Annotated in this window: 5 protein-coding genes; 1 reads left to right on the forward strand and 4 read right to left on the reverse strand. The window is 31.7% G+C overall.

The genetic code is table 11. The features are described from left to right. Positions 1-422 precede the first annotated feature (422 nt). On the forward strand, positions 423-1,004 hold the full coding sequence (locus FPG59_RS10575; protein WP_086454570.1) for a tRNA-(ms[2]io[6]A)-hydroxylase: 582 nt from the start codon (positions 423-425) through the stop codon (positions 1,002-1,004). Positions 1,005-1,159: 155 nt separating this feature from the next. Here FPG59_RS10575 and FPG59_RS10580 read toward each other — a convergent pair whose 3' ends face one another. The 4 genes from FPG59_RS10580 to FPG59_RS10595 all read right to left on the reverse strand — a co-directional run. Next, on the reverse strand, positions 1,160-2,461 hold the full coding sequence (locus FPG59_RS10580; RefSeq protein ID WP_086454571.1) for a TolC family protein: 1,302 nt from the start codon (positions 2,459-2,461) through the stop codon (positions 1,160-1,162). Beyond that, positions 2,454-4,871, reverse strand: coding sequence for an ABC transporter permease (locus FPG59_RS10585; RefSeq protein ID WP_086454572.1), 2,418 nt, complete (start codon positions 4,869-4,871; stop codon positions 2,454-2,456). Before FPG59_RS10585 ends, FPG59_RS10580 begins: the two co-directional genes overlap by 8 nt. A 45-nt stretch (positions 4,872-4,916) precedes the next feature. Further along, positions 4,917-7,352, reverse strand: coding sequence for an ABC transporter permease (locus tag FPG59_RS10590; protein ID WP_086454573.1), 2,436 nt, complete (start codon positions 7,350-7,352; stop codon positions 4,917-4,919). A gap of 2 nt (positions 7,353-7,354) precedes the next feature. Continuing rightward, on the reverse strand, positions 7,355-9,171 hold a 1,817-nt coding region (locus FPG59_RS10595), incomplete at its 5' end, for an ABC transporter permease (protein WP_140344630.1).

Consider the following 9,171-nt stretch of genomic DNA (forward strand, 5'->3'; position numbering starts at 1 on the left):
GCTATGTCTATTATTCTATTTGAAGCTATTCAACTGGGTTAAAGGGATAGCAGAGGACTAATACGCGAGATAAGTATCACTTAGTGAGGAATATAGTTCACCTCTGCTTTCCTTTAATAAAATTAACGCTTTTCTTATAAAATCTCTATCGTAAATTTTTAAATAAATAATTTTACAAAGTAAAGGCTGCGTGAGGGATAGATGCGTATAGCCCGCAATTGCGTTGTCGCGTAGCAAAAACGCAATGAGGACTTGAAGCGGTTAGCCCGACAGCAAAAAAATGGCTAAGTAGAATGTTGCTAGGCCATTTTTTTTGGTGGCACGCCCTAATTATTTTTGTTTTATTAAGGGTTCAATTTGATCTTGATGGATGTGTCTATGCAATAAATCACTAATTTTGTAGTACATTAAATGATATTGAAATGTTAGGATTAAAATTAGTTACGGACCCACGATGGGTGAATATAGTGGAGTCAAATATTGAAGAAATATTGACAGACCACGCTTGGTGTGAACAAAAAGCGGCATCGAACGCAATAAGTTTGATTACTCAAAATTCAGAAAAAGAAGAGCTGGTAACTGAATTGATGATTATTGCTAGGGAAGAATTAGAGCATTTGCAAATGGTGCACGACTTGATAAAAAAGAAAGGGCTCTCGTTAGGGCGCGAGCGCAAGGATCATTATGTGAATGAATTGTTTAAATTCATGAAAAAAGATGGAAGTAGGAATGATGCTTTGTGTGAACGTTTGTTGTTTTCGGCTATGATTGAAGCAAGAAGTTGTGAGCGTTTCAAAGTGCTTTCGGAAAACATTGCCGACGCAGAATTAGCTAAATTTTATAGAGATTTAATGATTAGTGAAGCGGGACATTACACGACTTTTTTAGGATTTGCCAAAAAATATGCGGATCATGTAGATGTGGATAAACGCTGGAAGGAATGGATTGCCTTTGAAACTTCGATAATTGTGAACTATGGAACAAGTGAAACCATTCACGGCTAAACCGAAAATTAGTGTTCAGGTTAGTGCAAAAAAAAACTTCTCCATTTCTTGAGAAGTTTTGTGGGCCGGATGCATTTCCTCATGAATCATTTTGTTCTAGATTAAAAGAAATAACCGTTTACAGGGTAAACACCTTTGCATAATTAGGTTAATTTTTACAACTGATTCCTTCTCAACAGGTTTATTTTCAAATCAATGTATTGCAATTGAAGATTATTTTTTAATACTTCAAAATCAGCAGCAAGTGATTGATTTTTCACTGATGAATATACAATGGCTTCCACTTTACCACTTGTAAATTTAGATTGTGTAGTGGCAAAAGAAGCTCTAGCAAACTTTTGCTTCTCGATCAATTTATATTGAAGTTGCGAATAATTCCTCTTGTTTTGCTCTTCTAAGACGACTTGTTTTTCTACTTGTTGTTTTTCCTTTTCTATTAGCAGTTTTGCCTTATCTCCAGCTATTTTTGATGCGCTGATTTTTTTGTCATTTCTAAAGCCATTGAAAACTGGAATACTTAATTGCATTCCAACTTGTTGGTTTTTATTATCTTCTAATTGATGGAAAAAAGAATCTGTGTTGGTATTAACTTGTTTCAGATTTTTATAATAAAAAGTAGAATATCCGTAGTAGGCTGACAATACGGGATAATTGCTGGCTTTTTCTAATCGAATTGACTTCAAACTATTTTGATAATTGAGTTCGGCAAGTTTAATTTTAGGATTAAAAATCATATTATCATAATCTTTTGTTGCTTCCTTTAAATATGGTTCTAATGCAACTTCATCAGTTTTCACATCCATACTATTCATCAACTGAAACAATTCTGTCTTTTTTATAACATACAATTGTTCTGTTTCCTGATTTCGGATTTCTTCTGTCGAAAAGCTCAATTGCATGTCGTACAAATCACTTTGGGGTTTACTCCCAATAGCAACTTCTTTAGTTATTCTGTCTAAGTTGAAAGAAGCCTGCTTGAGTTGTTCTTTTTGGATTTTCAATAACTCTTGTATGTATAGCACTTGATAATAACTTTCTAAAATTTGAAGTTTGTATTCATTTTCTATGACTTCTACATCCGCTTTGGCGAGAGCAATATTTAATTTGTCTTTTTGTGCATTTGCAAAAGCACTAAAATCAATTAAATTCGTTCTAGCATTGAGATAAAAATTATTGTTCTGAATATTAGAGCTTACCCTTCCGTTAGTCGATGGATCAATGGTAGAACCAAAATTATAGCCTTGCTCACCATATAAATTGATCGTGGGTAACATTCGATTCAAAACTGAGTTTTGGGACTTTTCTGTTTTTTTTATTTCAAGTTGTCTGATTTTTATTTCGATATTATTTTGCAAAGCTGTTTCAATGCATTTAGTAAGTGTCCAAGAATTTTCCTGAGCACTTACCAAAGCAAAAATTAAAAAAAAGACTACCGTAAAAATTGCATTCTTATTCATATTTTAAATATTTTAAAACATCCGTTTTAGTTGCTTGAAAGGCTTTTGAAAGCACTATCAAAAGTGTTAGAAGTAGCAAAACAATAAACCCAAATACGAATGGAAATACTGTCATGTGAATCCTAAAAGCAAAATTTTCGAGCCATTTGTTCAATAAATAATACACAGGAAACAAAGCGATTAAATACCCGATTGTGCAATACAAAATATACTGTTTGGATAATTCTATCAACAAAGAATTGGTTGCTGCACCCAAAGTTTTTCTAATAGCAATTTCTTTCATGCGCCTTTGTATTGAATACGAAGCCAAGGCAAATAATCCAAAAAGCGCAATACCAATTACAACAATATTTAACAATGAAAAAAGATTCTTTTGCTTCACATAATTTTCATAGGTTCTAGCGTATTGTTTGTCTACAAAATCGTATTTAAACGGATTTTCAGTATCTACTTTGCTCCATAGTTTTTCAATATCGGCAATCGTATTTTCAATGTTATCTGCTTTTAGTTTTATATAAACTTTATCTATGTATTGAGTACTACCAGTTGTTTTAAGATGATAAAAAACGATGGGAGGCACTTTTTCTTCGGGGCTCAAAATATTAAAATCCTTAACAACTCCTATAATTCTTAAAATTTGATTATTGATTCTGACACTCTCACCAATTGGTTTTTTTATCTTCATTAATTTCACAGCAGTTTCGTTAAGTACAACTGAATTAATTGTGTCTGACGCAATTTTTAAATCAAAATTTCTTCCGTTTGTTACCTTAACATTTAGCATTTCAAAAATCCCAAAATCTACAGGAATACCTCGCTCCTTGAAAAGTTCGTCATTATATAAAACAGGAACTATAGCATTATTTGAGCCGTCAAATGAAATAAGACCCGTAGATATCGTATTGACTCCATTTATTTTGGATAATTCTTGCCTGATTGTACTGTATTTGTTATAAATGTGTTGCCCTGGATTTTGTACTTCATAGTCAGAGTTAGAAAAATTCAATGGCACAGTAATCACTTGGTCACCTTTAAAACCTAAATCTTTATGAGTTAAATAGTTGATTTGTTGATATACTATATAAGAACCTACAATAAAAAAAGTGGCAACTGCAAATTGAAAAATTAGCATTCCATTGCGCAGCCAAATTCCGCTTTTACTTCTGCCAAAATTTCCTTTTAACACCTTTAAAGTTTCAAAATTAGAGACATAAACTGCTGGAAATATTCCTGCTAACAAAACGGAAATAATAAAAATGAGTGCTAATTGAAGATAAAATTGACTCCCAATAATATGTAAATTCTTGTTTAGAAAATCATTGTAGTAGGGCAATGACAACTCCACAATCACTAAAGCCAATAAAATAGAAAACAAACATAATAGGATACTTTCAAAAATAAATTGAATTACAATGGTACTTTTTGAAGCACCCACAACTTTACGGATACCCACTTCTTTGGCACGTTGTATAGCATTGGCAGTAGCCAAATTGATATAATTCACAAGAGATAAAATGAGAATTAAAACGGACAATCCAGCCATAATTACTAAAAATTGATAATTCCCTCTGCCTTCAGGATAACCATCTGTAATAGAATGTAATCTTGCTTTTGAAAGTGGCTCCATAACAACATTAAAGTATCCTATTTTCTTAGCCATTTCTTCTTGAGTAAATCCTTCAAGTTTAGCTATTCTTCCAACAAAGCTTGTATTGTACTCTTTTTCAAGACTCTTTCTCGTAAGTTCAATTTTTGATGGGTCTTTGACTTTTACTACTAATTTTAATAAAAAAGGAGCTGTTACATTTGTTGATGTCAATTCCTTCATTCTGTTTACTATAACATTAGGAGCAATTGATGAATTCCCCGGAATTTGATATACCGTTCGAACTACAAACATGTGATTTAAACATTTTATTTGTTTGCCAATTGGGTTTTCGTTCCCAAAAATGCGTTTAGCAATAAGGTCTGAAATAGCGACACTAGAATCATCTTTTAATCCTGAGATAGCATCTCCGCTAATTATTTTGAAAGGGAAAAACGAAAAGAAATTGTTTTCAACATTAATGATTTTAGTTTCAACTATTTTCTTTCCATTGTAGATGATTTTATCTTTCTGATACCAACTGTCAGCATACAATATACTTTTAACATTTGGGTCTTTGGCTAATACAGGTTTTAAAAACAAAGAACATTCAGACCAAATAGGCATATCACTCAATTGTATCAAAACTTGATATACGTTGTCCTTTTCAGGATTCCACTCATCATAACTTTGTTCGTCATTCCAATAGAGCATAGCGAAAATCAAACCTGCTATTCCGATGGCCAGTCCGAAAACATTGAGAAATGAAAACAGTTTGTTTTGCTTTAAATGATAAAGGAATATTTTTATATAGTTTAATAACATTATTTGGGTTTTGGTTCGTTAATAAAAGGGTGTAAATCTTTTTAATTATTCGTATTTTAAATATTTTAAAACGTCAACTCTTGTGGCCTGATATGCTTTTGAAAGCACTACCAATAATGTTAGTGATAGTAAGGCAATGAAGCCAATTAGAAATGGATAAATGGATATATCAATTCGGTAAACAAAGTTTTCTAACCATTTGTTGAGTAAATAATACGCTGGGAATAACGCAGTCAAAAAACCAATTACGCAGAAAATGATGTATTGTTTGGATAATTCTCTTAGTAAAACATTAGTTTCTGCGCCGAGTGTTTTTCGGATGGAAATTTCTTTCATGCGTCTTTCTATTGAAAAAGAAGCCAAAGCAAATAATCCGAAAAGCGCAATTAGAATTACTATGAGGTTCAACAATGAAAACAGATTTTTCTGCTTCACGTAATTTTCATAAGTTCTAGCGTATTGTTTATCAACAAAATCATAACTAAACGGATTTTCTGAATCAACTTTTTTGATCCATAGCTTTTCAATATCAGCAATAGTCTGTTGTGGGTTGTCAGAATTTATTTTAACGTGAATTTTACTTATATTTTGAAGCATCCAATCCACTGTTTTGAAGTGAAAAAACACCATTGGAGGAATTTTTTCCTGTGGCCCGAACAGATTAAAATCTTTGACAACTCCTACAATTTTTAGTTTGCGATCGTTCCAATCTATTTCTTTCCCAATTGGATTTTTTTCGTTCATCATTTTCAATGCCGTTTCATTAACTAACATTGTATTTATAGTATCCGAAGCAAATTTTTCGGAGAGAAACCTACCTTCTTTAATTTTGATTTGCATCATTTCCAACATTCCAAAATCGATACCCATATTTCTGCTTTGGATGTTCTCACTATTATGGTAGGAGAATCCGGTAGTTGAGCCATTTCCAGAACCAAAACTAAAAGCTCCAGTAGCTATTTGTTCTACACCTTTAATTTTAGAAATTTCCTGTTTTATCAAGTTGTACCTGTTATATATTTTGCTCTTATAGCCTTCTTCATTCCAATCGTAATTATTTTTATAATCTATAGAAAGTATTTGTTCTCCTTTAAAACCTAAATCTTTAGTACTGATATATTTTATTTGTTCGTTAACAATATAAGATCCAATAATAAAGAACGTGGCTATTGAAAATTGAATTATGAGCATTCCGTTGCGTAACAAAACTCCCCTTTTACTTCGTCCAAAATTACCTTTCAGTACTTTTAAAGTTTCAAAATTAGATACATAAACTGCAGGAAATATGCCGGCAACTAAAATTGTTACCACAAAAACAAGTAATAAATACAGGCAAAACTGATTTCCGGAAATGATTAGATTTTTATCTAAAAAATCATTGTAGTATGGCAAGGATAATTCTACTATAACCAAAGAAAGAAGAATTGAAAATGTCGTAATTAAAAATGTTTCAAGAAGAAATTGCTTGACTACATTTGATTTTGAAGCCCCAATAATCTTTCTTACTCCAACTTCTTTGGCTCTTTTTATTGCATTTGCAGTCGTTAAGTTGATATAATTTACAATAGACAATATTAAAATTAAAATAGAAAGCGAAACCATTATCATCAAAAACTGATAATTCCCTCTACCTTCTGCAAACCCCTCAGTTATAGAATGAAGTCTGGCATCTTTTAACGGCTCCAAAATACTTTTATAACTGACTCCTCCATTTTTTTTTAAATATTCTTCCACACTTAATCCTTCAGCTTTTGCCCATTTTACCTCTCGATTTTGATGCATCAACTGTTCTATTTTTGCAATTACTTTCTCTTTATCATTGGCATCTTTTAATTTAATGAGTAAACCAAAACTAAAATTTCCCCAATTATCCTTTTCTGCGGTGAGTCTATTATCAATTAGATTTGTAACGGCTTCAGGCTGCATTGATGATTTTCCCGGAATGGTATAAACACCTCTAACGATAAGTTTTCTTCCTGAATAAGTAACTATTTCTCCCAATACGTCTTCGCGACCAAATAATTTCATTGCCGTTTCAAGAGAGACTGCAATACTTGAGTTATCTTTTAATGCCGTTTTACCATTTCCCTTTATGAATTTGAATGGAAACATTTCAAAAAAAGTCTTTTGTGCGTCAGTAATTTTAAAGATCCCTTTTTTCTTTTTGTATTGAATAATTTCCTCAAAATACCAATTCTCAAAATAACAATGGGATTCAATTTCTTTGAAATCTTTTTTAAAATATTCTTCTAAAGGAGAAATGTTACTAGCCCAATAATCAGTTCGACTTACTTTACTTATGGATTGAAAAACTTTATCTTTATCAGGATTCCAAGAGTTGTAACTTTGTTCGTCATTCCAATATAAAATAGCGAAAATCAAGCCTGCAATACCAATGCTCAAACCCAAAACGTTGAGAAATGAAAACAGTTTGTTTTGCTTTAAATGATAAAGGAATATTTTGATATAGTTTAATAACATGATTACTCGTATTTTAAGTATTGTAAAACGTCAACTCTTGTGGCCTGATAAGCTTTTGAAAGCACTACCAATAATGTTAGTGACAATAAGGCAATAAAGCCAATTAGAAAAGGATAGATTGAAATATCAATTCGATAAGCGAAATTCTCTAACCATTTATTAAGTAAATAATATGCTGGAAAGACTGCGATCAAAAATCCTATAACACAATAAATAATGTATTGTTGGGATAATTCCTTTAGTAAAACATTAGTTTCGGCGCCGAGTGTTTTTCTTACTGCAATTTCTTTCATGCGTCTTTCGATAGAAAACGAGGCTAGACAGAATAAACCAAAAAGTGCAATAAGGATCACTACAATATTGAGTATTGTGAACAGGTTTTTTTGCTTTACATAACTGCTATACGATCTTTTGTAATCTTTATCAACAAAATCATATGCAAATGGATAATTAGGATCTACTTTTTTTAGCCAAAATTTTTCCAGATCAGCTACTGTTTGATCCATAGTTTTTGTATCGGCATCAATGTAAATATTGTTTAAAGCAAATGTCAACCACGAATTTGTTTTAAAGTGGAATATTGACATTGGCGGAATAGCTTCGGCTGGATTCCCTATGTTAAAATCTTTTACAACCCCAACGATGATTAACTCTTTACCATTCCAATTTACCTTTTTCCCAATTGGGTTTTTCTCTTTTAGTAGTCCCGCGGCAGTTTCATTTATTAACATCGAATTAATAGTATCCTGGGCAAATTTTGGACTCAAGTATCTTCCTTTCACAAGTTTTATTTGCATCATTTCTAACATCCCAAAATCAATTGGAATATTGTCTCCATCCACACTTATATCTTTATATTGAAGTGTTATTGTTGATTTTGCAGACCCTCCAAAAGCAAAGCCACCCGCTGCCACTTGTTTTACACCTGGTATCCGCAATAATTCATTTTTGATAGTTAAGTAGCGATCAAATCTAAAATTGTCTGTTATCTCTTCTCCATATACATTGCGATAAGAAATACTTAAAATTTGATTGGCCTTGAAGCCTAAATCCTTTTTATTGATATGGTCAATTTGCTGATAAACAATATAGGATCCGATGATAAAAAAAGTCGCAATTGAAAATTGAAAAATCAACATTCCGTTGCGTAACCATACGCCACTTTTACTTCTTCCAAAATTGCCTTTCAATACCTTTAAAGTTTCAAAATTAGAAACATATATTGCTGGAAAAACTCCTGCCAAACAAACCGTAATACTAAATATGATGGTAAGTTGTAAATAAAATTGACTGCCTTGTACAACAATGGTTTTATTTAAAAAATCATTATAATAAGGTAACGACAGTTCCACAATTACAAGAGCAATTAAAATTGAAAACAACGATAGTATTGCTGTTTCAAAAACAAATTGCTGTATTATATTAATTTTTGAAGAACCTATAACTTTTCTTACCCCAACTTCTTTGGCACGTTTTATAGCATTTGCTGTTGCAGAATTGATGTAATTTACAATTGAAAGTAGCAGAATTAAAACAGACAATCCTACCATAATCATTAAAAACTGAAAATTACCATTTTCCTCAATTAGACCACTCGTTTTAGTGTGTAACCTAATAGTAGACAAAGGTTCTAAAGAGGGTTTAGTGGCTCCATATTTTTTAATAAACTGCTCAGGAGAAATTCCATTTTCTTTAGCATAACGAACTGTCATGTTATCGTAATAAAGTTTTTGCAAATCATTTTCGATAAACGAAACTTTATTAGGATTTTTAACTTTAAGAAATAATACAAACTGAAAATTTCCCCATTGATCAATAG

It is taken from the genome of Flavobacterium sp. FPG59 (assembly GCF_002150205.1).
Taxonomy (GTDB): domain Bacteria; phylum Bacteroidota; class Bacteroidia; order Flavobacteriales; family Flavobacteriaceae; genus Flavobacterium.